At 71.6% G+C, this 25,069-nt stretch carries 19 protein-coding genes; 9 read left to right on the forward strand and 10 right to left on the reverse strand.

The features are described 5' to 3' along the window. Positions 1-105: 105 nt before the first annotated feature. Both H288_RS0113300 and H288_RS0113305 read right to left on the reverse strand, forming a co-directional pair. Complete coding sequence (locus H288_RS0113300) at positions 106-1,029, reverse strand: LysR family transcriptional regulator (protein WP_020093070.1); 924 nt, start codon at positions 1,027-1,029, stop codon at positions 106-108. Between the two features lie 85 nt (positions 1,030-1,114). Beyond that, on the reverse strand, positions 1,115-2,623 hold the full coding sequence (locus H288_RS0113305; protein WP_042672444.1) for an oligosaccharide flippase family protein: 1,509 nt from the start codon (positions 2,621-2,623) through the stop codon (positions 1,115-1,117). 808 nt (positions 2,624-3,431) lie between these two features. Here H288_RS0113305 and H288_RS0113310 point away from each other — a divergent pair. Then, on the forward strand, positions 3,432-4,358 hold the full coding sequence (locus tag H288_RS0113310) for a glycosyltransferase (protein WP_026604916.1): 927 nt from the start codon (positions 3,432-3,434) through the stop codon (positions 4,356-4,358). Between the two features lie 42 nt (positions 4,359-4,400). Here H288_RS0113310 and H288_RS0113315 read toward each other — a convergent pair whose 3' ends face one another. From H288_RS0113315 to H288_RS0113330, 4 genes are all read right to left on the reverse strand, one after another. Continuing rightward, on the reverse strand, positions 4,401-4,814 hold the full coding sequence (locus H288_RS0113315) for a DCC1-like thiol-disulfide oxidoreductase family protein (RefSeq protein WP_020093073.1): 414 nt from the start codon (positions 4,812-4,814) through the stop codon (positions 4,401-4,403). Beyond that, positions 4,811-6,490 (reverse strand): hypothetical protein, encoded by a 1,680-nt coding sequence (locus tag H288_RS0113320; RefSeq protein ID WP_020093074.1) that lies wholly within the window; start codon positions 6,488-6,490, stop codon positions 4,811-4,813. Before H288_RS0113320 ends, H288_RS0113315 begins: the two co-directional genes overlap by 4 nt. A 300-nt stretch (positions 6,491-6,790) precedes the next feature. Further along, a complete protein-coding gene (locus tag H288_RS0113325; RefSeq protein ID WP_020093075.1) occupies positions 6,791-7,543 on the reverse strand; it encodes a glycosyltransferase family 25 protein in 753 nt (250 codons plus the stop codon). Positions 7,544-7,671: 128 nt separating this feature from the next. Further along, entirely contained in the window at positions 7,672-8,877 is a 1,206-nt protein-coding gene (locus H288_RS0113330; protein ID WP_020093076.1) for an O-antigen ligase family protein, read from the reverse strand. A gap of 566 nt (positions 8,878-9,443) precedes the next feature. On the opposite strand from H288_RS0113330, the gene H288_RS0113335 reads away from it, so the two are divergent. The 3 genes from H288_RS0113335 to H288_RS0113345 all read left to right on the forward strand — a co-directional run bounded on the left by H288_RS0113335 (position 9,444) and on the right by H288_RS0113345 (position 14,304). After that, positions 9,444-9,842 (forward strand): hypothetical protein, encoded by a 399-nt coding sequence (locus H288_RS0113335; RefSeq protein WP_020093077.1) that lies wholly within the window; start codon positions 9,444-9,446, stop codon positions 9,840-9,842. Positions 9,843-10,034: 192 nt separating this feature from the next. Next, the gene (locus H288_RS0113340) at positions 10,035-11,144 is read left to right on the forward strand and encodes a multidrug transporter (protein WP_020093078.1); all 1,110 of its coding nucleotides are present in this window, start codon (positions 10,035-10,037) and stop codon (positions 11,142-11,144) included. Beyond that, positions 11,137-14,304, forward strand: coding sequence for an efflux RND transporter permease subunit (locus H288_RS0113345; RefSeq protein WP_020093079.1), 3,168 nt, complete (start codon positions 11,137-11,139; stop codon positions 14,302-14,304). Before H288_RS0113340 ends, H288_RS0113345 begins: the two co-directional genes overlap by 8 nt. A gap of 21 nt (positions 14,305-14,325) precedes the next feature. Here the strand turns inward: H288_RS0113345 and H288_RS0113350 are convergent, their stop codons facing one another. The 3 genes from H288_RS0113350 to H288_RS0113360 all read right to left on the reverse strand — a co-directional run bounded on the left by H288_RS0113350 (position 14,326) and on the right by H288_RS0113360 (position 16,962). Beyond that, complete coding sequence (locus H288_RS0113350) at positions 14,326-15,108, reverse strand: ABC transporter ATP-binding protein (protein ID WP_020093080.1); 783 nt, start codon at positions 15,106-15,108, stop codon at positions 14,326-14,328. 85 nt (positions 15,109-15,193) lie between these two features. Next, complete coding sequence (locus H288_RS0113355; RefSeq protein WP_106735915.1) at positions 15,194-15,973, reverse strand: ABC transporter permease; 780 nt, start codon at positions 15,971-15,973, stop codon at positions 15,194-15,196. Positions 15,974-15,981: 8 nt separating this feature from the next. Continuing rightward, on the reverse strand, positions 15,982-16,962 hold the full coding sequence (locus tag H288_RS0113360) for an aliphatic sulfonate ABC transporter substrate-binding protein (RefSeq protein WP_020093082.1): 981 nt from the start codon (positions 16,960-16,962) through the stop codon (positions 15,982-15,984). Between the two features lie 662 nt (positions 16,963-17,624). Here H288_RS0113360 and H288_RS0113365 point away from each other — a divergent pair. Both H288_RS0113365 and H288_RS0113370 read left to right on the forward strand, forming a co-directional pair. Continuing rightward, positions 17,625-18,917 carry an FAD-dependent oxidoreductase gene (locus H288_RS0113365; RefSeq protein WP_020093083.1) on the forward strand — a complete coding sequence of 431 codons (1,293 nt, stop codon included), beginning with the start codon at positions 17,625-17,627 and terminating at the stop codon, positions 18,915-18,917. 255 nt (positions 18,918-19,172) lie between these two features. Then, the gene (locus H288_RS0113370) at positions 19,173-19,850 is read left to right on the forward strand and encodes a hypothetical protein (protein WP_020093084.1); all 678 of its coding nucleotides are present in this window, start codon (positions 19,173-19,175) and stop codon (positions 19,848-19,850) included. A gap of 423 nt (positions 19,851-20,273) precedes the next feature. On the opposite strand, the gene H288_RS0113380 is transcribed toward H288_RS0113370, so the two are convergent. Beyond that, a complete protein-coding gene (locus tag H288_RS0113380; protein ID WP_020093086.1) occupies positions 20,274-20,696 on the reverse strand; it encodes a VOC family protein in 423 nt (140 codons plus the stop codon). 709 nt (positions 20,697-21,405) lie between these two features. On the opposite strand from H288_RS0113380, the gene H288_RS0113385 reads away from it, so the two are divergent. From H288_RS0113385 to H288_RS0113395, 3 genes are all read left to right on the forward strand, one after another. After that, on the forward strand, positions 21,406-21,921 hold the full coding sequence (locus H288_RS0113385; protein ID WP_020093087.1) for a DUF4188 domain-containing protein: 516 nt from the start codon (positions 21,406-21,408) through the stop codon (positions 21,919-21,921). Positions 21,922-22,060: 139 nt separating this feature from the next. Then, the gene (locus H288_RS0113390) at positions 22,061-23,401 is read left to right on the forward strand and encodes an LLM class flavin-dependent oxidoreductase (RefSeq protein ID WP_026604917.1); all 1,341 of its coding nucleotides are present in this window, start codon (positions 22,061-22,063) and stop codon (positions 23,399-23,401) included. Positions 23,402-23,561: 160 nt separating this feature from the next. Then, positions 23,562-25,049, forward strand: a complete 1,488-nt coding sequence (locus H288_RS0113395) for an HWE histidine kinase domain-containing protein (RefSeq protein WP_020093089.1) — start codon at positions 23,562-23,564, stop codon at positions 25,047-25,049. Positions 25,050-25,069 lie beyond the last annotated feature (20 nt).

The following is a 25,069-nucleotide window of genomic DNA, read 5'->3' on the forward strand; positions in this document are numbered from 1 at the left end:
CCGCGAGATCCCGATCGCTTCAGCGATTCATTTCCTGCGGCAACGATCCCATCGCGCCGCGGAGCAGGCCAATCGTGATTGCGAATGGGGCGCGATAAACCGGACTTATCGGCCGGCGGCCCAGGTCTCGGCGGCCCAGGTCCCGGCGGCCCAGGTCTCGGCGACGTCCTGGGCGAGGCGGGCCGCGTCCGCCACGAAGTGATGGGCCGGCCGCTTGGTGTGCATCGCCGTGAAGGTCAGGTCCGAGAGCTGCGGCTCGGCTGGCAGGACGCGCAGGGTGCCGGCACGCAGTTCGGCTTCGACCACGGCCGGGGGGATCACGCAGATCCCGAGGCCCTCGACGCCCATCTTCACGATGGTGGCCAGGGAGGCGCTCGTGTGGATCTGGCTCGGCAGGAGGTTCTCCTGGAGGACGAGGTCGCGCAGCTCGACGTAGGGGCTGGTGTTGCGCGGGTAGGTGATGAGCGGGTGGTGCAGCAGCGCGCCGAGGCTCAGGGGCTCGTCGTCCGGCAGCAGGCCGGGCGCGGCGATCCAGGCGACGGGGGTGCTGAACAGGGGCCGGTTGGCGAAGCTCGGCAGGGTGATCGGCCCGACGAGGAGGGCGAGGTCGATCTCGTCGGCGACCAGGGCGGCCTGCATGTTCGGCGAGATGTCGACCGTGATGTCGACGCCGATCCCGGGATGGGTGGCGCGCATCCGCTCGATGAAGCGCGACAACCACAGGTGCACGATCGTCTCGGACACGCCGAGCCGCAGGGTGCCCCGCGTCCGGCCGGTCTCGTGCAGGGCCGCGCTCATCTCGGACTGGAGCGCCAGGAACCGCTCCGCGAAGCCGAGGAGCAGGCGTCCCCGCTCCGTCAGCGCGACGTCCCGGCTGCGGCGCTCGAACAGCGTCCCGTACTCGTGCTCCAGGGCCGCGATGCGCTGGGAGACCGCCGGCTGCGTGGTGTTCACCTTCTCACTGGCGCGGCGAAAGCTCGAGAGTTTCGCGACCCAGTAGAACACCTCCAAGCTGCGGAAATCCGCCATCCCGCGATCGTCCCGCCTCGCCGTCGTGCTCGGTCATATCGCGCCCCGATGCGCGCGAGCGCAAGCGCGCGGCCGCCGCTCGCCGCTAGAGGTTCGACACGCTCGTGGCCGGACGGGCCGGGCGCATGTGCGCGAGCAGCAGGCGCGCTTCCGCGACGAGGGGATGGTCCAGGTACCAGAGGCCGCAGGCCCAGCCGGCGATCCCGGCGGCGATCGCGGCCGCGAGGCTCGGGAGCGGCGTCTCGGCCGACCATCCCCAGGCCGACATCACCAGGACGGCGGGCGCGACGGCGATGCCGGTCAGGACGGCGGCGTGGAGGTAGATGGGGGCGTAGTCGCGCCGGAACGTGTCGGTCATCCGCTCGAGATGCGGCCGGTAGAGGCCGACGGCCAGGAACGCCTCGCCGATCCGCGCCGCGCCCGCGCCGCCGAGGCCGAACAGGCAGCCGATGCTGAACATCACGAGGCCGGCGCCGTGGCGCAGGAACTCGAACCGCGCCTGCAGGGCGGTCTGGTCCCGGATCAGGAACACCTCCCAGGTCATGCTGAGCGAGGTCAGGACGATCGCCGCCAGGGACAGCAGGCAGAAGGGCAGCGCCGCGCCCTCCCAGCCCGGCCCGAGCAGGACGCGCATGATCGGCCCGGCCAGGACGGCCGCGCCCGCGAAGGCCGGCCAGAGCAGCACGGTGATCATCCGCAGCGTGTGGAGGTAGCAGGTGCGCAGGGACTGCCCGTTCCGCTGCTGGTTCGCGAGGTCCACGAAGGTGATGCGCGTGATCACCACGTGCAGGTGGTCCCACATCAGGGTGTTGAGGCTCGCCGCGCGGGAGTACAGGCCGAGGGCGCTGAGCCCGAGCATCCGCCCGAGGACGAGGTCGCCCATCCGGCCGGCGATTCCCGCGACGCCCGCGATGGCGAAGAGCCGGCCGCCGTAGGTCAGGATCTCGCGCCAGCCCGCGAGGCCCATGCGCAGCGACACGTAGCGCAGGCCGAGGCCGTTCGCAGCCAGCGCCGCCGCGACGGCGCCCGCGGCCTGCCCGTAGGCCTGGCTCATGTAGCTGAAGCCGAGGAGCGCCAGCGCCAGCATCGCGCCGCTGGCGACGAGACCGCGCAGCATGTTGACGAGGGCCACGCCGCGGAAATTGCCGTGCCGCTCGATCATGGCGGCCGGGCGGAACTCCAGCGCGCCGACCAGCGGCACGACTGCGAGGATGGCCAGGGCGCGCTGGACCTCCGGCTCGCCCAGGAGGACGCTGCCGAATACGCTGAAGGCCAGGATCAGGATCGCCGCCGCGCCCGACAGGATCAGGTTCACCGTGAACACGCTCGCCAGCAGGGCCCCGTCCACCCGGTCCGCCCGGACGATGTAGCTCGACAGGCCGCAGGAGCGCAGCGTGGACAGCAGGCCCGCGATCGCGGCGGCGAGGCTGAAGATGCCGGTCTCGTGGGGCGTCAGCAGCCGCGCGAGGGCCAGCGAGGTGCCGAACTGTGCCAGGAACAACCCGCCCTGGCAGAATCCCATCCAGGCCAGGCTCCGGCGCTTCGAGAACGCGGGCGGCGCCGTCGCTTCCGGCCCCTCTCGGAGTTCTGCCATGGGATCCTTCGGACGCGACAGGGTGGCGGCGGCGCTGGCGGCGGCCAGGGCGCGATCGATCGGGACGGCTTAACAGTGCCCGGTGGACCGCGGCAGCTGGCCAATCGGAGGACCGTGCCCACGCCCGATGGCCGAGGTCAGGTCGGGCCGCCGTGCAGATCAGGCGCTGCAGAGAGGCCCGAGAACTCGCCCGCTCCCGAGTCCGGGAATCCGATTTGACTGTATCGGACGCACATATCCGTGTTTTGCCCGCGTCATGAACCAGCACGTAATATATTCATCTTACCGAACGCACTTCGAGCCCCGTTCACGCTGGCAGCACCGTATGCCGAGGCCGAACGAAGATATCCAAATGTGCAAGCGGCGCGCGGCACGGTCGGGATGATCCGATGTTTCGGCCGAAGACCTCGCGGAACAACTTGAAGGTCCGGTCGAAAGGCTAAACGGGTCGCATTCCGTCACGGCGTGCGCGTGCCCTATTCCGCGTTATCGTCGATGGAACAGTAAATCTCCGCAAGATTTTCCCGGCTTGACGGGTCGGTGGGATCGAATACCCGAGATCATCGTCCGATGCCGGCGCGGATCCGGACTTTTCTATAGCCCGTCAGAGGATCCAAGCGGCCGTCGCTGTGCGTCGAGGACGCCGGATATTGCGCCGCCACAACTGCACGACATTCGGTTCCGCATCCAAAAGGCGTAGCCGCCCCTACGGCGCACGGATCGAGAAAGTGCAATAACATTACTATACATTGTCTGTGACTCGTTTTAGAAGGTCGCAATTCTGGCAGTATTTATGGAATAATGCCAAATGAAAATCAGCTTCACCGTATGTACTCGCAACCGTGTAGCGTCCCTTATGCAGACGCTCGACTCGGTGGTCCGCGCGATCGAGGCCGCGCCCGAAGCTGAGGCCGAGATCATCGTCGTCGATAACGGGTCCGAGGACGGCACGGACGCGGCGTTGAAGCGCTGGTCCGCGTCAATCTCGATCGATCGACGCGACGTTCTGCTCCTCACGCAGGCGCGCCCAGGTGTCGCCGGGTCTCGGAACGCCGCGATCGCGCGCGCGTCCGGAGACATCATCGCGTTCATCGACGACGATTGCGTCGTGTCGGACCAGTATCTGCGAGATCTGATCGCGCACTATGCCGGCGACACGGAAAGCGTCATCCGCGGTGGCCGCGTCGAGCTGGGATCTACCCAGGACATCGACTTCACCACGAAGACCGAGGCCCTGGCCAGCCGGCTGACGTACCCGGCTCATCCCGGCGGCTTCGTCCACGGCTGCAACATGACCTGCAGCCGGGCCGTCATCGAGCGGATCGGCGGGTTCGACGCGGCGTTCGGCCCCGGGGCGACGTTCCGCGCGGCGGAGGACACGGACTTCATCTACCGCGGCTGGGCGGCCGGCGTGGCGGTCGAGTACGTGCCCGACATGAGCGTCAAGCATTTCCACGGGCGCCGGGACCCGCGCACGATCGACCGGCTGCACTGGAACTACCAGTTCGGCAACGGCGCGCTCTACGCCAAGCACATCGGCCGCAGCCCGTGGCTGATCAAGCACCTGTACTGGTCCGCCCGCAACGCCGCCCGCGAACTGGTCGGGGGCCCGTGCTTCGACGCGCAGCTCGGCCTGACGTGGCGCGCCATCGTGACCGCCAATCTGAGCGGCGTCCTGGCCTTCGCCTGGCACAGCGCGCGGACGCTGCTGACGCGCCCGCCCGCCCGGGCCTAGGGGGCGGAACGCGCCGGCGGGAGGCGCGGGAGTGCCGCCCGCTCAGCGGGCCGGCGCGCCGCCGGGCCGCGCGAGGCGCGTCCGGCCGAGCATCCGGAGCGTGACGCGCCGCCCGAGCTTCATCGCCGGGTAGAGAAGCCGCGCGCGTCCGGGGCTGCGCAGCAGCCGCGCCAGGAGCCGGCTCGCCGCGCCCCGGTCGTCGCTGAGGCGCGACAGCAGGACGAGGGCGTCCGCGCCGTAATAGAGGTCCGGGCCGTGCCGGACGACCATGCCCTCGTCGAGGTCGTACCCGCGCCGCGCGATCTCGTCGACCAGGGGACCCCCGCTCCGGGCGTCCACCAGGGCGACGGTGCCGACCGACCGGCGCAGGGCCATGAGGTGCACGTAGTTGGAGCAGAACGGGCATTCGCCGTCGTAGACCACCGTCAGGGCGGCCTCGGTCGAGGGGGCGGTCATGGCGTCAGGTCGATCCTGTGCTCGGCTTCGGACACCACGCGGCGGACGGGGACGCCGTCCTGCAGGCTGAAGCAGACGGATTCGCGCCGGTACACGTAGGCGACGATGTCGGCCATGGCGAGGGTGTCGAAGCCGGCGGCGTACTGGAGCGGGACGAAGAAGTGGTGCGGATAGACCGCGTAGGGGAACAGGCCCGTCCTGTCGCGGATCGCGCTGACGAGGCGGTGGTAGCCCCGGACGTAGGCGTCCAGCGCCGGACCGTCGATCTCCGACTTCGAGTATTCCTGACCCAGGCCGTCCGGTGCGGTCAGGACGGGAACGTCGCAGGTCGTCGAGGCCGTGACCTTGCGGAAGACCTGCGTGCCGCCGTTCGGGTTGTCGAGGGCGAAGGCGTTCGCCGCGTCGGGCGCGCCGTAGGCCATGTGGGCGAACGGGTAGGAGTAGAAGGTGAAGAAGTTGGTCGGCACGTAGTGCCGCTGGCCGGTCCGGTCGACCGCCTCGAAGTACATCTTGTTGTTGGCCAGGGTGTCGTACCAGCCGAGCCAGGCCTGGGTCATGAACGTGTTGCCGGTCAGGATGAACAGCACCGACAGGATCCCGACCGAGACCGGGGGCCGCTCGTAGTGCCGGCTCACGACGACGGCCGCGATGGCGAGGTTCAGCATGATCCAGGGGGCGAAGTTGGCGCCCATGAGCACGATGATCGACAGGTGCATCACGTCGAAGCCGAGGAGCAGCAGCAGCAGCCAGCGGCGCGGCATGAGGATCCCCACCAGGGCGATGCCCTGACCGACCAGGATGAGCGTGTTGGTCAGCGCGCTCGAATGGCTCAGGATCGTGCGCATCGCCTCCACCAGCACGGGCCAGCCGGCGTAGGGGACGTGGTTGTTGTCGAGGCCGACGATGAAGATCTTGCCGGGATCGTTGTTCAGCAGCCAGGAGAACGGCCCGTCGTCGAGCGTGACCTTGGCCAGGAATGACGAATAGTAGTTGCCGAGGTGGATGCTGATCGCCGCCGCGATCAGCACTTTCGAGAACATCGCGCTGGCCGACGCGACGTCCGACCGCGCCGCGGCGCCGAGCCCGCGCCAGTCGCGCAGACGCGCCGTCCCGTGGGCGATCAGCAGGCCCGCGACGAGGCAGAAGCTCACCTCCGCGAGCGGCACCACGTCGATGATGTGCCCGTGCCAGAGGCCGGTCACCCGGATGACCGCCTGCTTGCTCCAGACCAGGTAGGTGGCGCTGATCAGGGCGAGCGAGGGCCAGCGCAGGCAGAGCACGCCGCCGGCCACAGCCGCGACCCACAGCGCCGCGATGGCCGTGACGGCGACGGTCGCCTTCGCCCCGGGCAGAATGACGGGGAAGAGCGGGTAGTGGATCAGCGCGTAGCCGCCCGCGATCACGCCGATCATCTGCAGCAGCCGGACCGACGCGAGATCGGCGGCGGCGAAGCGCACCCGCGTCATCGCGAGGGCCAGCGCCACGGGCAGCACCACGCCGTAGTAGTTGTTGATCGCCGTGACGCCGTGCGAGATCTTCAGCAGGACCAGCAGGGCGCCGATCTGCGCGAGCAGGATCAGGTAGTAGCGCGCCCGCTCCGCCACTGGTCGCACGAGGCGTCGCAGGGCGGTGTCGAGGGCCTTGTCCGGGCCGGTGATCGGGAGCGTGCTGCTCATCGTCTGTCTTCCGCCGCGCTGGTGCGACCGCCGCTGCGCGCAGCGACGGCCTCTCATCCTCAAGGGCCCGCTTTGACGGGGCGGCCAGCGGCCGAACGGGGTCCGCCGTCATGCGGGCGTCTCGAGGAGGACCCGCCGCGGACCTGTCCTGCCGCCCCGGGTTCCTGCCTCGCCGGAGAGCTTGGCACTTCACGGGGGTGTGAGAGGCTGCAAAGAGGGCGATCGCCCCTACGCCTTTCGGCTACCCCGACCGTCCCGGCCCCCGGGCTCTACCCGCCGCTGCGCGCGGTGGGACGGGCGTCAGCGCGGCGCCTGTCCCGCCAGCGGTGAGGTCTCGTCGACGAATGTCAGCTTGGCGGCGACCCGTTCCGCCAGGACCCGGCGGCGCGCGGCGAAGAGGGGCTTGAGGATCGGGTTGCCTTTCAGGAAGGCCGCGATCCTGGAGCGGGACGTGAAGATGGTCGATTCGAAAGGTTTCCGCGAGACGGCGTTCGGGACGAGCGCGCGACCGCATGTCAGAGCGCCGCGCTCGAAGAAGTAGGCCCAGTTGTCCGACGTCACCGCGACCGGGCGGTTGGCCCGCAGGATCCCCTCGGCCGCCGACCGGGTGATCACGTAGGCTGCGGCCGTGCCGAGGCTGCTCATGTCCATGGGCAGGCACAACCGGTATTCGCCGATGGTGACGGTGTCGACTGAGCTGAACGGCCCGACCGTCTCGGCCCAATTGAAGAGCAGGACGACGTCGCCCGGCCGCAGGGCGGCCTCGATGCCGGCCACGATCTGATGGATCTGCGGCGGCAGAACGACGTCATCCTCGACGATGAGCGCGTGCGGCAGGTCGAGCGCGATCATCCGCTCGTAGGCGCTCATGTGGGACAGCGCGCACCCGATCTGACCGGCCGTCAGGTCGGGTTGGAACGGGGCGTTCGGATCCGGGACCGGGCCTTCATAGCCGGTGATCTCGCAGCGCGGCCCCCACACCTCGGCGAGGTGCCGGGATAGGTAGGCGTGCCGTTCGCGGAACCGGGGCAGGGAGATCCCGAAGCAGTACATCGTAGTCACCTCTGATGGGGCCCGTCGGGCCGGCCGCGTTCGGCGGCCGTGATCCTTCCCGACCGCGTCCTCCGGCTCTGGCCGTCCGGATCTGCGCCGGGGTCCGGACGGCGCTCCGGCCTGCGAGCTCAATCGCGGGCGGCCGGGTCGCTCCCGTCGACGGTCGGCGACCGCACCACCGGCAGGATCGCCGCCAGCAGGAGTTGGTGGAGACCGTGATTGACGAAGAGCGGGCACTCGAAACAGACCAGGACGAAGAGCTGGCTCATGAACAGGATCGGCCACGCCTCGACGTAGCCGGAGGAGCGCGCGAAATGGGCGATCACCCGGCGCGCGGTGTCGAGCAGCGCGGCCGTGAAGAGGACCAGGCCGACGATCCCGAACGCTACGGCCGTGTCGATGAAATTGTTGTGGAAGAACCACAGCTTCTGCTTCGTGACGAAGTGCAGGTAGGCGGCCGTGGTGAGCGGGCTCTCCCAGTAGGCCTTGTAGCCGATGCCGATGAGCGGCTCCCGCCAGAACTGGTCGAGGCCGAACTGCCAGAGGATGGTGCGGCCGGTCAGCGTGGTGTCCTTGCCGAGATCCGACAGCACGCTCGCCGAGATGTCGGCGCCCCGCGCGGCGACGACGAGGATCCCGACGCCCGCCAGGGCGATGGCGATGCCGAGGCAGAAGCCCGTCACGTGCTTTCCCTGGCGCCACGCGAAGATCGCGGCAAGCGGCAACAGCCCCGCGGCGGCCGCTACCAGGGCGGTGGCCGAGTGCGTCGACACGAGGAGCGCCAGGGCCAGGCAGAATCCGAACGCGGTCAGGAGACGGTTCCAGCCCTGCAGGAACAGGCAGGCCGCGCAGAGGATCTGGAGGCTCGACAGGGATCCGAGGACGTTCTTGTGCGAGTAGATCCCGGCCCAGTTGCCGTCCGTCCCGCGCGTCAGGGCGGGCGCCGCCACCGTGAGAAAGGCCGACAGGAGCTGTCCCGCCAGGAGGCCCAGGAAGACGATCCTGACGAGGCGGGACAGGCCCATCGTCGTCCGCAGGGTGATGCCGGCCACGATCGTCGCGAGCAGCTGGAGCCCGTGATAGGCCGAGAGGCCGGGCGTGAGGGACCACAGGGCGGACGCGATCGCGAGGAGCGGCCAGCTGAGCAGCAGCAGACGGCTGCCGAACAGGGTGGCGGCGAGGTCGCGGCGCATGACCAGGAACGCGAAAGCGATCAGGTCGCTGCCGATCCAGATCGCCTTGTCGACGCCCGGCAGCTTGATCTGCTCGCCGACCACCGGGGCGAAGAGGAACAGGACGATCCACGCGGCGGCGGCCACGCCGAGCCGCGGCATGGCCTCGGCCCCGCCATCGCCCGGTGCGCCCGAATGGGCCCAGCGGTGATCCGTTCCGTACGGCCCGCCCGGCGACCAAGCGAGACCGCCGGCAGGACCGTGTCCGAGGCCCGTCAAGTGTCGTGGAAACGCCATCGCTCGATCTCAGACGCCCCGGGTGAGGCGGTGTCCCATCCGCCCCGCGGCCTGACACCGCTCGAGGCTGCCGCGGACACGCCCCCTCGCGAGTCGACGCTATCCCGGGCATCCCGGACTCAAGAACTCGACCAAACGAGGTAGCGGCGGCGCGGCGCTCGGTGACGACCGGATCGATGCGCGGTCCCGCCGGGCCGATGAAACAGCTCGGCCGGGCCTCGTGGGATAAGATGCCGCACCGAAGATCGGCCGCCGCGACGTGAGCGGCCCGGAATCTTCGGCACCAATGTCTGAATTCATACATTTCTCCACGTTGAGGGCACCGAAATCCGGTGTGCGGCCCGCTCTCAATCGAAGATCTGGGCAGTCGCGACGGAACTCACGGGACGATTAGGCACTTGGGAGATCGATAAATCCTGGAGGAGCGTTTGATGAAGGTCTCTCATCTGGCCGGCGCGGTTGCGCTTCTGGCCCTCGCTGCCGGGCCCGCCCTCGCGGCCCCGTGCAACACCGGAACCACGAAGTCGAACAGCCCCGATCAGCAGGCATCGAATCCCAAGAGCTCCGACGTCGACAAGTCGAGCAAGAATCTCGCTGGCGGCAACCAGCCCGCGTCGCCCGGCACGGTCGGTGCCATGAACAACGTGGGAGCCAACCAGACCGCCGACCGTCAGGCGCAGACGGACGCCGGCTCCAAGTCGAACTCGACCGATCCGGCCGCCGCGAACCTGGCCGGCGGCAACCAGCCCGCGTCGCCCGGCACGGTCGGCGCCATGAACAAGGCCGCCGCCGATCGGCAGACCGCCCCGGTCTCCGGCAACGATTGCTGATCCGAACCGACATAATCCCAGCAGACCGGAAGCCCGCCTCGCACCGTCGAGGCGGGCTTTCGCGTTCCCGAGCACCCCCGAGGCCCGACCCACGACCGGAACCGAGCGTGACAGTTTGAGCTGGTCGAGTTCGGCTGTATTTGGCACCGAAACCGGGTAGATTCGGCAATCGGTTCGGGGGAGGAGAGCGACGTGCGTGGTCGCCGGGCGCTGCTGCTCATCGGAGGGGTCCTGCTCGCTGCGGCCGGTCTCGCGGTCACGCCGACGGGCGCGCGCCTCCGGGCCGATGCCGGCCCGATCGTCGCCGAGGTACGGGCGCGCGTCGCGGCGCTGATTCCCGAGCGGCGAGAGAACCTGTCGGCGGCGGCGCAGCTTCCCGCGCCGCGCACCGCCATCGAGGACGGCCGGACCCTGGTCCGGCTGACGCCGGCCGAGCGCGCCCGGATCGGTCTCGTCGCCGAGGCGCGTCCCGCCGTCCTGCACCCCCAGGAATTGACCGCCTACGGCAGCGTCCTCGACCTCGCCCGCATCACCGAGCTGACCAACAGCTACGCCGGCGCCGTGGCGGCGCTCCAGACGGCCCGCGCCCGGGTCGAGGTCTCGGCCAGCGCCGCCCGCCGGGCGCGGACCCTCGGCGCCGGCGTGGTGGCGGTGGCGCAGATCGAGACCGCCGAGGGCACGCTCCTGACCGATCAGGCGTCGGTCACGGTGGCGGAATCGCAGTTGCGCACCTTCGCGGCGACGGCGCGCCAGGAATGGGGGCCGGTGCTCGGAAAGGCGATCATCGAGCGGTCGCCGCTGGTGACGCGCCTGATCGAGCGGGCCGATTTCCTCATGCAGGTGACGTTGCCGCCGGGGGAGACCCTGCCGCAGGCGCCCAAGGCCGCTTTCGCCGAGGTGCCGCCGCAGAGCGAGCGGGTCGCTCTCCGGCTGGTCTCGCCGGCGACGCGGACCGATCCGCGGATCCAGGGGCAGAGCTTCTTCTATCTCGTCTCCGGCGACAGCGGTCTCCTGCCCGGGACCAGCACGATGGCGTTCCTGCCGGCGCCGCGCGCGGTGAAGGGCGTCCTCGTGCCGGAGGACGCCGTCGTCCACGGCGAGGGTGGCACCTGGGTGTATCGCGGGACCGGCGACGGCGCCTTCGTGCGTCACCCGGTGCGGCCGGACGCGCCGATGTCGGCCGACGCCTTCGTGGTCGAGGATCTGGCGGATGGCAGCGAGATCGTGCTGCGGGGCGCGCAGGCGCTCCTGTCCGAGGAGATGAAGAGCCGCATCCGCGTCGTGGGCGACGACGATGATTGAGCCGCCCGCTGCCGCCGGTCGCGGCGGTCCGCAGGCGGCCCTCGTCGGTTTCGCCGTCCGGCTGCCCAGGGTGGTCCTGGCCCTCGCCTGCGCCGTCCTCGTCTTCGGGCTCTACGCCCTCTCGGGGGCGCGCTACGACGTGTTCCCGGAATTCGCGCCGCCGACCGTGACCATCCAGACCGAGGCGCCGGGCCTCGATTCGGAGCAGGTCGAGGTGCTGGTCACGCAGCCCGTGGAGGTGTCGGTCGGCGGCCTGCCGGGCCTGGAGACCCTGCGCTCCACCTCGATCCAGGGCCTGTCGGTGATCACCGCCGCGTTCCGGTCCGGCAGCGACGTCGACCGCATCCGCCAGCGGGTCAACGAGCGCCTGGCGGCGCTCGCCGGCCGCATGCCGGCCGGCGTGGCGGCGCCCGCCATGACCCCGTTGACCTCCTCGACGCTGACCGTGCTCCTCGTGGGTCTCACCTCCGAGACCCGCGACGCCATGGATCTGCGCCAGGTCGCGGAGTGGACCGTGCGGCGGCGGCTCCAGGCGGTGCCCGGCATCGCCCAGGTCTCGATCTACGGCGGCGGCGTGCGCGCCCTGCAGATCCAGGTCCGCCCCGACGACCTGATCCGCTTCCAGATCGGCCTCAACGACGTCCTCACGGCCGCCCGGAAGGGGACCGGCGTGCGCGGGGCGGGCTTCGTCGACACGCCGAACCAGCGCGTCCTGCTCCGGACCGAGGGGCAGTCGCTCACCCCGGAGGCGCTCGGGCAGATCGTGCTCCACAACGACGGCGGGGCGAGCGTGGTGCTCTCCGACGTGGCGACCGTCACGGCCGCGCCCGAGCCGGCGATCAGCGCGGCCCTCGTAGACGGCAGGCCCGGCGTGCTGCTGATGGTCGGCGCGCAGGTGGGCGTCGACACCCGCGCCGTGACCGCCCGCCTGGAGGCGGCCCTCGACGAGCTGCGCCCGGTCCTGAAGCGCGACGGCGTGAGCCTGCGGGCCGACCTGTTCCGGCCGGCGAACTTCGTGGACGTGGCCACCGGCAACGTGATCGAGGCGCTGGCGCTCGGCGGCGTGCTGGTGGTGGTCGTGCTCCTCGTCTTCCTCGCGGACTGGCGGGCGGCCCTGATCAGCGCCACGGCGATCCCGCTGTCGCTGATCGCCGCCGCCCTCGCCCTCCAGGCCTGGGGCGAGAGCCTCAACACGATGACCCTCGGCGGCCTCGCCCTCGCCATCGGCGAGGTCGTCGACGACGCGGTGATCGGCGTCGAGAACGTCGCGCGCCGGCTGCGGGAGTCGCGGGGCGGGCGCCGCGGCCTGCCGCGCGTGGTGCTCGCCGCGATGCTGGAGGTGCGGACCTCGGTTGCCTACGCGACCCTCGCGGTGATCCTGATGTTCCTGCCGGTCCTGGCGCTGACCGGCGTCGCCGGCCGCCTGTTCGGGCCGCTGGCGCTCGCCTACATCGCGGCCGTCGTCGCCTCGCTCCTCGTGGCGCTCACGGTCACGCCGGCCCTGGCGCTCCTGCTCCTCGGGGGCCGGATGGGGCGCGACTCCGGCGCCGCGCCGCCCGATCCGCCCGTGGTGCGCTGGAGCCGCGCCGCCTACCTGCGGCTGCTCGCCGGGATCGGGCGGGTGCCGCGGGTCGCCATGGCGGGCGCCCTGCTGGTCACCCTCGCGGGCGCCGCCGTCCTGCCGACCCTCGGCGCGGTGTTCCTCCCCGACCTGAAGGAGGGGCACATGATCCTGCACATGGTCGCCATCCCCGGCACCGCGCTGCAGGAATCGGAGCGGCTCGGGACGCTGATCACCGGCGACCTGAAGGAGATCCCCGGGGTGCGCGCCGTGGCGGCGCAGATCGGCCGGGCCGAGGCCGCCGAGGACACCGCCGGGCCGCACTACAGCGAGATCCACATCGACCTCGAGCCCGGGCTCGACGGCGCTGCCCAGCGCCGGGTCGAGGGCGCCATCCGGCAGCTGATCGCCGGCTTCCCGGGGGCCGCCTTCTCGCTCAAGACCTTCCTCACCGAGCGCATCGAGGAGACGGTCTCGGGCTTCACCGCGCCGGTCGTGGTCAACGTGGTCGGCAGCGACCTCGACCGGATCGAGGCGGCCGCCCGCTCGGTGGCGCAGGAACTCTCGGAGGTGAAGGGCGCCCGGGACGTCCAGCAGGCCTCGCCGGCCGGGCTGCCGCAGGTCACGGTGGCGCTGCGGCCGGTGGATCTGCGGCACTGGGGGCTCGACCCCGTGGAGGTGCTCGAGGCCGTGCGCACCGCCTACCAGGGCGACACGGTCGGCCAGACCTATCGCGGCAACGCCGTGTTCAACGTGCTGGTGATCCTCGACGCCCGCGTGCGGGACCGCCTCAGCGCGGTGGGCGACCTGCCCCTGCGGACGCCGGGCGGGCGCTACGTCCGGCTGTCGCAGGTCGCCGACGTCTACGAGAGCGCCGGCCGCTACCAGGTCCAGCATCTCGGCGCGCAGCGGGTGCAGGCGGTGACCGCCAACGTCGCCGACCGCGACGTCGCGGGCTTCGTGGCAGCGGCCAAGCGCAAGATCGCCCGCGAGGTGCGGCTGCCGGAAGGGGTCTACGTGACCTTCTCGGGGGCCGCCGAGGCGCAGGCGGCCGCCCGCCGCGACCTGCTGGTCCATGCCGGGATGGCCGGCTTCGGCATCGTGGTCCTGCTGGCGATCGTCACCGGCTCGGCGGCGAACCTGCTTCTCGTCCTCGTCAACCTGCCCTTCGCGTTCGTGGGCGGCGTCGCGGCCGTGGCGCTCACCGGCGGTGTGCTGTCGCTGGGCTCGATCGTCGGCTTCGTGACCCTGTCGGGCATCTCGCTGCGCAACAGCGTGATGCTGATCGCCCATTACGAGCAGATGGTCACCCGGGACGGGCGCGCCTGGGACGCCGCCACGGCGGCGGCGGGCGCCGCGGACCGGATGGTGCCGATCCTGATGACGTCCCTGGTGACGGGCCTCGGCCTGCTGCCGCTGGCGCTCGGGGCCGGGGAGCCCGGCCGCGAGATCGAGGGCCCGATGGCCCTCGTGATCCTCGGCGGCCTGATCACCTCGACGGTGCTGAACCTGCTGGTCCTGCCGGTGATGGCGCTGCGCTACGCCCGGTTCCGGCGCGCGGACCCCGCGGATCTGGAACTGACCGCGGTCGGGTCCTGAGGCCGCGGTTCGCCGGCGGCCCTACCACCAGCTCGCGCGGGTCTCGGGCGCGGGCGGCCGGCTGCTCGTCGCCGGGCGCAGGGAGTGGTCGAGGGCGGCGAGCACGCGGCGCACGGCCTCCTCGTAGGTCGCCGCCACCGGTTCGCGCGGCCGGGCGAGCGCGACTGGGACGGTCTCGTCGAGGCGCCCGGGCCGCGGGCGCATCACCACCACCCGGTCGGCCAGGGTGACGGCCTCCCCGACATCGTGCGTGACGATCAGGATCGTCGGCTTCGACTCGGCCCAGAGACCGAGGAGCTGGTCGTGCAGCCCCTTGCGGGTGAAGGCGTCGAGGGCCGAGAACGGCTCGTCGAGGAGCAGCACCCGCGGCCGCGCCACGAAGGCGCGGGCGATCGCCACGCGCTGCTGCTGCCCGCCGGACAGCTCCCGCGGCCAGCGACCGCCGTGCTCGGCGAGCCCGACGCGCTCTAGGGCGTGGGCGACGCGGGCGCGGCGCTCGGACCGGGACAGGTCGGCGAGGCCGAAGCCGACATTGCCGGCCACGTCGAGCCAGGGCAGCAGGCGCGGCTCCTGGAAGACGACGCCCACGCTCGGATGGGGTGCGCGGATCGTCTCGCCGTCGACCGCGACGGCGCCCGCGCTCGCGTGGTCGAGCCCCGCGATCAGCCGGAGCAGGGTCGTCTTCCCGCAGCCCGAGCCGCCGATCAGCGCGACGATCTCGCCCTGCTCGACCGACAGGTCGATGCCCGCGAGCGCCTGCGTGCCGTCCGCGTAGGTCTTGGAGAGGTCGTCGACGGTCAGCACGGGCGTCTCTCGGCGGGCGTGGCGTGGGGATCGCGGCGCGGGGCGGCCTCCCGGTCCGCGGCCCGCGTCCGGGCCGGAGCCGCGGTCACAGGCTGTCCCGCACGGTATCCTGCCACCGGGTCAGGGGAGCTGTCAGCGTGACCAGGGCCATGTCGGCCGCCTTGCCGACGAGGGCGAAGGCGATGATCGCCGCCACGATCTGATCGGGCTTGCTGAACTGCTGGCCGTCCACCAGCAGGTAGCCGAGCCCCTCCGAGGCGCCCATCAGCTCCGCCGCCACGACGAACAGGAAGCCGAGGCCGAGCCCCGTGCGCAGGCCCACCAGGGTCGCCGGCAGCACGGCCGGCAGCAGGATCCGGCGGGCGAGGGCGAGGCGGGACAGGCGGAAGATCCGGCCGACCTCGACCAGCTTGCGGTCGACCGAGGCGATCGCACCCGAGACGCCGACATAGACCGGGAAGAACACCCCCACGGCGATCAAGAGGACCTTCGGCGTCTCCAGGATGCCGAACCACAGGATGAAGAGCGGCACCCAGGCGAGCGACGGGACGGCCCGCAGCGCCTGCAGGCTCGGGTCGAGGAGCCAGCGCAGCGGCGGGACCGTGGCGACGAGGGCGCCGGCCAGGATCCCGGCCGACGCGCCGCAGAGGAAGCCGAGGCCGACCCGCACGAGGGTCGCCTCGACATGCATCCAGAGATCGCCCGAGACGGCCAGGGCCCAGAGGGTCGCGGCGATCCGGCTCGGCGGCGGGAGCAGCCGCCCCGACGCCGCGCCGCTCGCGACCGCGATCTCCCAGCCGATCGCCAGGACGAGCGGCAGCAGCAGACCCAGGCCGGCGCGACCGCCCCGCCGCAGAAGCGGCACGCGGCCGCTCACTGTCCGGCGACGGGATTGAAGCGCGTGTCGAGCAGCCCGTCGACGGCGGCGGACACGTCGGTGCCCGCCGGGATGATCCCGGCCTGCTGCAGGGCGGTGCCGGCCGCCTTGATCGACTGCGCCTGGGCCGGGCCGATCGCCGGCTGGGAGAGGTCGGTCCGCTCGAGCTGCCGGGCGATCACCGGCTCGGGCAGCTTGGTGGCCGCCACGAGGGCCGCCGCGAGCGCCTGCGGGTTGGCCAGCGCGTAGGCGCGCGCCCGCTCGTAGGCCGCGATCACCGTCCGGACGAGGTCGGGATGGGCGGTGGCGAAGTCCTCCCGGACGTCGAGCAGGCCCCAGGTGTTCGCCGCGGCGTCGCGGTAGACCAGCACGTCGCCGTTCTCGATCTCGGCCGCCGCCATCATCGGGTCGAGGCCGGCCCAGGCATCGACGTCGCCGCGGTCGAGGGCGGTCCGCCCGTCCGCGTGCTGCAGCAGCACGAGCTTGGCGTCGCGCTCGGTGAGGCCGGCGCCCTGGAGCGCGCGGATCAGGAAGATGTGCGGATCGGTGCCCCGGGTGACGGCGACGCGCTTGCCCTTCAGGTCGGCGGGCTTGGTGATGCCGCTGTCCTTGCGGGTCACGAGCGCCGTCCATTCGGGGCGCGAGTAGGCGTAGATCGCCTTGATCGGGTTGCCGTTGATGCGCGCCACGAGGGCCGCCGCGCCGGCCGCCGACCCAAAATCGATGGCGCCGGCATTCAGGAACTCGAGGGCCTTGTTGGAGCCGAGCGACTGGACCCAGCGGACCTTGATGCCGCGCGGCGCCAGCGCCTCCTCCAGGAAGCCCTTCTCCTTCAGGAGCAGGCCGACCGGATTGTAGGTCGCCCAGTCCAGGCGGATCTCCTTCGGGTCGTCGGCGCGGGCCTCGCGCGGCGCGAGCGCGCCGAGGCAGGCCAGGGCGAGGCCGGCGGCCAGGAGGGATCGGCGGGTGGAGCGCATGGTCGGGCCTGATGTCGTGGCGAAACGGAGGGCGGGGTGCGGGGCCGGCGCGGGGCAGGGGATCCGCGCCGCGGCGCGGTCCCGAGCGGTCTCGTCCGGGCGGCTGGGTTCAGGGACGCGGCGCCGTCGGCGAGACGATCGGCCGGGCGCATCCGGCGCGTCCGAGACCCGGGACCGCCCCGATCGCGCGATCCGCGCCGACACATCTCCCGGCTGCGGGATCACGCCCGGTCCGCCCCTGCGTCTTCATCGTACCTGCGCGGCCCTCAGCGTGACTGTGAATACAAGATCCTGTCGGCCGGTCGCGGAGTCAACAAAAGGGCTTTCTCTACTTCGCGGCGTCGAAGCAAGAATTTTCGGTCGGCCAGCCCAGGACGAGAAGAAATTACGCGTCCGCGCGCGCGAGGAGCAACGTCTGTCCTCCCGGGCCGCGCCGCGGCCACGCTGGAGCCGCGCGGCCCGCACTCACGTGAGACCGCGGCTTCGGGCTGACGGGTCCTTCCGGCGCCCGAAGGCGTGCCAGGATGGCGGCTGCCACGACGGCTGAACCGCCGGCGCTCGACTGTCGGAAGCGATCCTCGCCCGCGCCAGGACTGTAACCGTTGCCGCATCGCCGAGCGACGTGCAGAGTTCAATGTCTCCGGCACGGGGGGAACTCTGCCATGGACTCGAGAATCGTCGTGATCGGCGGCGGCTTCGCCGGTCTGTGGGCCGCCGCCGCCGCGGCGCGCGCCCGGACCGAGTTCGGCCTCGGCGACCGCGTCGCGGTCACGGTGATCGCGCCGGACCCGTTCCACGTCATCCGGGTCCGCTGCTACGAGGCCGATCTCGGCGCCCTGCGCGTACCCCTCGACGACGTGCTCGGGCCGATCGGCGTGGAACGCCGCGAGGCGCGCGCGATCGACATCGACCCCGCGGCGCGCACGGTCACGGTCGAGTCCGCGGCGGCGTCCGCGGTGTCGTCCGCGGTGTCGTCCGCCGCGTCGTCGGGCGTCGTCGAGACGCTGGCGTACGACCGCCTCATCCTCGCCGCCGGAAGCCTGCTGTGGCGCCCCGAGATCCCGGGAATCGCGGGCGCCTTCGATGTCGACACCTTCGCGGGGGCCCAGGCCCTCGCGGCGCATCTCGATCGTCTCGGTGACGCGGGCGGGCCGGATGAGGCCGGCCGCTGGACCGCCGTCGTCATCGGCGGTGGCCTGGTGGGACTGGAACTCGCCTGCGAGCTGCCCGCCCGGCTCGCCGCTGCCAGGGACCGGGCCGGGGCCACGGGTCCGGTGCGGACCATCCTGATCGACCACGCGCGCGAAGTCGGGAGCGCCATGGGCGCGGCGGCCCTGCCGGGGATCCGCGAGGCCTTGCGCGATGCCGGCGTGACCTGCATCGGCGGTGCGCGGGTCGGTGCCGTCGATCGCACCGGGGTGACGCTGGCGGACGGGACGCGCCTGCCGGCGTGGACGAGTGTCTGCGCCACCGGCATGCGGGCGAGCCCGCTGGGCGGCACGCTCGGCCTCCCCCTCGACCCGCTCGGGCGCCTGCCCGTCGACGCCTTCCTGGCCGTCCAGGGGCTCGCTGGCGTCTACGCGGCCGGCGACATCGCCTCGGCTGCGGCGGACGATGCCGGTCATCGCACGGTGATGTCGTGCCAGCACGCCCGGCCGATGGGTCGGTTCGCGGGTTTCAACGCCGTCTGCGATCTCGCCGGCCGGCCGGAGCGGCGGCTGCGCTTCGCCGCGCCCGACTACGTCACCGTGCTGGATCTGGGCGCCTGGGGGGCGGTCTACACCGCCGGCTGGGATCGCGGCACGCTGGTCTCGTCGGGCGCCGCCGCGAAGGCGACGAAGCAAATCATCAACGGCACGCGCATCTATCCGCCCCTCGACCGCGACGCCGCGTCCATCCTGGCCGCGGCCGCGCCGATCATCCAGGCCGCGCCCGCGACGCAGGCCGCGCGATGACGCCGGCCCGATCGCGGCCAGTCCGGGAGTCCGGTCTTCGGCGGTCGATAACCTGCCGAAACCGCTCGAAGCGCCTCGGAAACTGGAACCGATCCGGCGGAAGATTGTCGAGCCTTCCCGTCCGGGCCTGCCGAGACTGATCGGGCCGCCACGAACCGTCCGGGATTCGCGCCGCCGCGCCGCCGATTAACCACACATTAACCATACCGGAGATTGTATTAGCCATTGCCAAAATCCCGCCAGGGTAGAGCCATCATGGTCGCGGCCCCCACAGCCACGTGGTCCCACATCCTCTCGCAGGTCGCCGACAGCCTGGACCGCTTCGTCGAGGGACCGTCCGCCGAGATCCTGAAGCTCAAGCCGTCCTTCGACACGGTCGAGGGGCCGGCCGCGCTGTCCGCGCCGCGCATCGAGCCCGTCGCGCACCCGCCAATCCTGCCGGAACCCGCGGTCAACGACGCGGGTCCCGCGCCCGTCCCCTGCGAGTCCGAGGCGGTGTCGGACTGGATGAGCACGCTCGACATCATCACCGGCATGGCCGGCCGTGCCGAAGCGCAGAAGCAGCGCCTGCAGGAGCAGAGCATGTCGCACGAGGCCGCCCTGGCCGCCGCGCAGCGCGCGCTGGCGGAGACCCGGCACCGCCTGCAACTGTCCGAGATGCGCGTCCGCGAGGTCGAGGCCCGCGCCGATATCCGGCTGCAGCGCGTCCAGGCCGAGGCGGACGCCCAGGTGCAGGACATCCGCGCGGAGGCCGAGGCGCGCGTCCGGACGATCCACGCGGAGGCCGAAGCCTGGGTTCGGGCCGCCGAGGAGCAGGTCCGCGTCGCCGACCTGCGCGCGGAGACGGCGGAGAAGTGGCTCGGCCGGATCGACGCGGCCGCCAAGGCGCTCCTTCTGGGCGGCCACGTGAGCCGCGGGCCTGCGGGCGCCTGAGGCCGAGGGCCGGGGCCGGGCCATGGCCGCGTCGGGCTCCCGGCCCCACCGTGGCGCCGCTTCGGGCCGTCCGCCGGAACCCGTTGCCGGATGCGCTCCGCGCCGAGGACGGAGCGCCGCGGTCTCCCGCGCGGTCGAGGCCGCATCGCCGATCCGCGGGTGGACCGTACCGATCCGGTCTGTCGCCGTCGCGGCACTCGCCCTGGCGCTGCCCCTCTGCGGCTGCGTCTCCGGCCGCGTCCCGTCCGCCGACATCGCCGTGGCGGAGCCTCCGACGGCCGCGCCGGCCGCGGCGCGGCCGCCCGATCCGGCCCTCGACCCGGCCATCGTCGCGGATTCGTCCGGGTGGCGCCTGCGGCTCACCCACCTCTGAGGCGCGGCCTTCCCGGCACGGCCGATCTCCTCGGCGGCCTCCGCGCCCGCTCAGAGTCCGAACGTCACCCGACCGCGTTCATCGATCCGCCAGGCCGGGTTCCAGGCGATCTCCCAGGCATGTCCGTCCGGATCGCTCAGATATCCGCGGTATCCGCCGTGGGGCGGTTCGTCGGCCGCGCGCAGGAGCGTCCCGCCCGCCGCGACGAGCCGCGCGATGGTGGGCGCGACGTCGCCGCGGTTCGGGACGTTGTGGGCGAGGCAGAACGCGCTCGGGCTCGGTTCGCTCGCGCGCCGCATGTCCTGGTCGAGGTTGGGGTTCTGCCAGGTTCCGAGCATGAACCCGTTCATCTGGTAGAAGACGATCTCGTCGTTCTCGAACACGGGAGCCCAGCCGAAGCCGTCGCCGTAGAAGGCGCGCGACCGGCCGAGCGATGAGACGCCGAGCGTGATGACTGAGATCTGCTGCTGCATCGTCGGATCCTAGCATCCGACACGGGCGCGTCGCGCGAAATGTCGAAGGCCTTGCGCCGTCGACACGATGCCAGTCGGCCGGCGCACGCGGTGGACGGGCCCATTGTCCGGCCGCGCGCTCTGCGCCGACGCGCCGCTCTCTCGATCCTCAGTCTTACAGAATGTTCACGTCGTCGAAGGGCAATTGTCAGCTAGGCAGCGCAACCCGGGAAGCGGTCAGGGATTGACGAGGGGGAGCAGACTTGAAGAGCTCTCAGGCCCCAGCAGGGGCGATTCACTTCAGGGAGTCGAGACGATGATCGATCCTGGCACTTTCCGCGAAGCCATTCTCGCTGTGGTTGTTCTTGGAGGAGGGGCTCTCGTGGTCGAACAGTACATCCGCACCCGCGCCTGGCCGCGCTCCCGGCAGAATGGCCCGGATTGCGGGGAGCGCACGCGCTGAGCCGCGCACGATCCCGAACGATCCGGCGACGGAGCGGAGATCTCCGAGGCGGTCGGCGCGAACCTCGAGGATCTCCGCGGCGGTGCGGGCGGGGGCGTCCGCCCGGATCGCGGCGGCCGTGACGGAGGTCGACCGGGTTCGTCCGATACTGCCGGACTTCGCAGGTCGTAAGCAACGCGGTCCACGAATATTGCTCGCCGACCGCGTCGTCGCCTATTCTCGACGCTGAAGGCCCGCCAGGACCGGCCGGCGAATGAGGGCGCGAACATGGGCGCGAACCGGCGACACGCGGTCCCGGACTTCTCGGGCTACCCGGACCTCGTCGTGATCTATCTCGGGATGAAGGTCCGCACCCTGGCCGGCGTGAAGACCCTGCTCGGCTTCGGGCCGCGGATCGACAGGGTCGGCGCGGCGCGGCCAGAGGGCCTCCTGCACTACGAGAACAACATCATCTTCAGCCTGCGCCCGCTCCATGTCGGCATGCGCTGGTACTGGCGGGACATGGACAGCATGGTCGCGTGGTCCAAGTCCGAGCCGCACCGGATCTGGTGGCGGGATTTCCTGCGCGACACGCGCGGCGTCGGCATCTGGCACGAGACCTACCACATGCGCGGCGGCATGGAGGCGATCTACCACGACGTGGCCGAGCCGGTCGGATTCGCGGCCTTCATGCCGATGCAGGAGGCGAGGGGCTCGCTGGCGGCCCGGCACGGGCGTTACGCCTCGTCCGACCTGCGCGACCTCCCCGCCGACAACGCGCCGGACGCCGCAGTCCCGCGCTGAGGCTCCGGCCGCCCGGCCGGAGTTCCGGTGCGGCGGATGAGCCGTGCGCGACGCGGGGTCCGCCCGTGCGCACGGTTCGGCTGGACACCGGCCCGCGCGGAAGGCACGGAGCGGATCAGGCACGATGACGGTCGGTTCGATGAGACAGGGTACCCTGCGCCTCGGCGCGTTCTTCTACGCGACCGGCCACCACGTCGCGGGCTGGCGCCATCCCTCCAGCGAGGCCGACGGCGGGCTCGTCCTGGAGCGCTACGTCGGCTGGGCGCAGCGCGCCGAGGCCGCGAAGTTCGACCTCATCTTCCTGGAGGACGGGAGCGGGATCCGCGACCTCGACCTGCGGTCGAGCGAGCGCACCGCGCGCTCGACCCATTTCGAGCCGCTGACGCTGCTGTCGGCCCTCGCGGCGGTGACGCGCCGGATCGGTCTCGTCGCCACCACCTCCACCAGCTTCAACGAGCCCTTCAACGTCGCGCGCCGGTTCGCCTCCCTCGACCATCTCAGCGGCGGGCGCGCCGGCTGGAACCTCGTGACCTCCGCGACCGACGCGGAGGCGGCGAATTTCGGCGGCGACCGGATCGGCCGTCACGCCGACCGCTACGAGCGCGCCGAGGAATTTGCGGACGTGGTCCTCGGCCTCTGGAACACCTGGGACGACGGCGCCGTGATCATCGACCGCGCGAGCGGCCAGTTCTCGAAGCCGGACGGCTTCCGCCCGCTGGATCACCGGGGCAAGCATTTCGAGGTCCGCGGTCCGCTCAACATCTCGCGGACGCCGCAGGGCCAGCCCGTGCTGGTGCAGGCCGGCGCTTCCGGGCCCGGCAAGGACCTCGCGGCGCGGACCGCCGAGATCGTCTTCACCGCGAACCAGACGCTGGAGGAGGCGGTCGAGTTCTACGGCGATCTCAAGGGGCGCATGCCCGGCTTCGGTCGTGCGCCGGATGATCTGAAGATCATGCCCGGCCTGTTCCCCGTCGTCGGGCGCAGCGAGGCCGAGGCGCGGGCGAAGTTCGAGGCGCTGCAGGACCTGATCGACCCGGTGGTCGGGCTGGCGCTGCTCGGGCGCATGATCGGCGGCCACGATCTGTCGGGCTACGATCCCGAGGGGCCGGTGCCGGAGTTGCCCGAGACCGAAGGCATCAAGTCCCGCCAGCAGCTCATGTTCGACCTCGCCCGCCGCGAGGGCCTGACCCTGCGCCAACTCTACCTGCGCATCGCCGGCGCGCGCGGCCACTCGCAGATCGTCGGCACGCCGGCCCAGATCGTGGACGAGATGGAGGCGCGGTTCCGGGCCGGCGGGGCGGACGGCTTCAACATCATGCCGCCGACGCTGCCCGGCGGCCTCGACGACTTCATCGCGCTGGTCCTGCCGGAGCTGCGGCGGCGCGGCCTGTTCCGCACCGAGTACGAGGGCCGGACGCTGCGGGACCATCTCGGCTCGCGCCCGCCGGCCGGGTTCGGCCCCGGTCGGGCCGCGGTGTAGCGGCGGGCCTCTTCCCGGGTCCGATCGGGCGAGGCGTCGCGACCCCCTGCGGCGTCTCGGACCGCATCATGATTGCGCACAAGCTATCCCCGCTGTGGTACAGCCACGCCACGAGGGCCGAAGGCCGCCATCGGCGAGTCGTGACAGGGGCGACCGGGCATTGACGGATCAGCAGGAACGCACGCGTTTCGAGGCGGAATTCGCCCGGACCGACGCGAGCACCGACCCCTTCGTCTCCGCCGTCCGGGCGACGCGGATGCCGATGCTGATCACCGATCCCCATCAGCCGGACAACCCCATCGTCTTCGTCAACGCCGCCTTCTCCAAGCTGACCGGGTACGGCCACGACGAGATCATCGGCCGGAACTGCCGGTTCCTTCAGGGGCCTGAGACCAGCAAGGCCGACATCGCGAAGATCAGGGCGGCGATCGCCCGCCGCGTGCCGATCGAGATCGAGCTCCTGAACCACAAGAAGAACGGCGAGCTCTTCTGGAACCGGCTGCTGATCTCGCCGGTCTTCGATCGCGCCGGGGAGCTCACCTACTTCTTCGCGTCGCAGTTCGACGTGACGCTGGAGCGGGAGAAGCTCGCGCGGATGCAGCGCGACCGGGAGGCGCTCGAGCAGGAGATCGAGCGCCGCACCAGCGACCTCACCCGCAGCGAGGAGCGGCTGCGATTCATCCTGAAGGCCGGACGTTTCGGCTCGTGGACCCTCGATCTCGCCGACATGCGGCTCGTGGCCTCCGAGACCTGCAAGGAGAATTTCGGGCGGGTGCCGGGCGAGGCGTTCAGCTACGAGGACCTGATCGCCGCGATCGAGCCCGAGGACCGGCCGCGCATGCAGGCCGCGGTGCAGACCTCGATCCGCGAGCACAGCGACTACGACATCGAGTACCGGGCGCGCACGCCCGGCGGCGAGCTTCGCTGGCTGCAGATCCGGGGTCAGACCTTCTACGACTCGGTCGGGCAGCCGCTGAGCATGGCCGGCGTCTCCATCGACGTGACCGAGCGCAAGCGCGCGGAGGAGCACCGCGCCCTCCTGGCCGACGAGTTGAATCACCGGGTGAAGAACTCGATGGCGACTATGCAGTCGATCGCGCACCAGACCCTGCGCAACGCCGCCTCCCTGGAGGAGGCGCACAGGACCCTCGACGCGCGGCTGCACTCGCTCTCGGCGGCCCACGACGTCCTGACCCGCCAGAGCTGGATCGGGGCCACGCTCGACGTCATCGTGGAGGGCACCCTCCAGGCGTTCCGGGGCGGGGCGGGACAGCGCTTCCTGATCAACGGACCGGAGGTGTGGCTGACGCCGCGCCTGACGCTCGCCTTCACGATGGCGCTGCACGAACTGGCGACCAACGCCGTGAAGTACGGCGCCCTGTCGAACGACCGGGGGCGAGTGGTCCTGAACTGGGACGTGGTCGACGGGGCGACGCCGGCCCGTCTCTGGTTCCGCTGGGAGGAGGTCGGCGGACCCGCGGTGACGGCACCGGCCCGCGGCGGGTTCGGCACGCGCCTCATCGAGCGGGCGCTGGCCGCCGAGATGGGCGGCTCGGCCGAGATCGAGTACCGCCCCCGCGGCGTGGTCTTCACGCTGGACGCGCCGCTGCCCGACCGCGCGCCCGCCGCGGCGGAGGCGACGGGCTGAGGATCGCGTCCCGCGGGCCC

This window comes from Methylobacterium sp. 285MFTsu5.1 (assembly GCF_000383455.1).
In the GTDB taxonomy this organism is placed as follows: Bacteria; Pseudomonadota; Alphaproteobacteria; order Rhizobiales; family Beijerinckiaceae; genus Methylobacterium.